Genomic DNA, 626 nt, shown 5'->3' with positions numbered 1-626 from the left:
ACCCAGACCTATGTGCCTCGTGTTTAACTGTCCAACTTTTTGGGGTCAGTACACTGCCGCGTTGACGGCATCCATGACCGTCAGGGGAATATTGGTGATTGCCTGCTGACCAGATTTGACGACTTCGCCCGTGACATAGGCTTTTTGCGAGCGGAAGGCAGCCACGCTGACGTCAACCTGCGGGCTTTCGATCACGCTATCCAGCCGTTTGGCGATCTCTTCCCTGACTTCAGAGACCGTTTTTCCCGCCACCGGGAGTTTGCCGACATAGGGATAAAAGAGCGTACCGTCGGCGTTGACCCAGTTGCCGGTGTCACTGGCACTGCGATACTGTCCGGCCGGTGTTGTCAGTTCAGGGTGATCCCAGACGGTTACGGTCAAAATATCACCGGTTCCAATGCGGTACTCCCAGTTTCTGACCTGCTCATCGAGCTTAGGATTAGACTGAGATTTGGTGACGGCAGGGCGCAATTTCTCAATCAATGAAGGGGTAACAGGATAGAGATCCACGCGCTTATCTAAATTATTATTTTCATCACCCGACGTAATGACGTTTTTTCCCGCTGAGCTTAGGAAGGTGCGAATAAGCAGGTCATTTCTTCCCAAGCTGACTCGCTGATTAAAAT

1 pseudogene is annotated in these 626 nt (G+C 51.8%); it reads right to left on the bottom strand.

What is annotated here, in order from left to right:
• Window positions 1–54 precede the first annotated feature (54 nt).
• Window positions 55–626: pseudogene (locus HX884_RS26720) on the bottom strand (polysaccharide biosynthesis/export family protein); the annotation flags it as partial.

The organism is Enterobacter sp. SECR19-1250, assembly GCF_013391025.1.
Lineage (GTDB): Bacteria > Pseudomonadota > Gammaproteobacteria > Enterobacterales > Enterobacteriaceae > Enterobacter > Enterobacter cloacae.
Note: the sequence above shows the minus strand (reverse complement) of the source record. Positions and strands in the feature narration are given on the sequence as shown.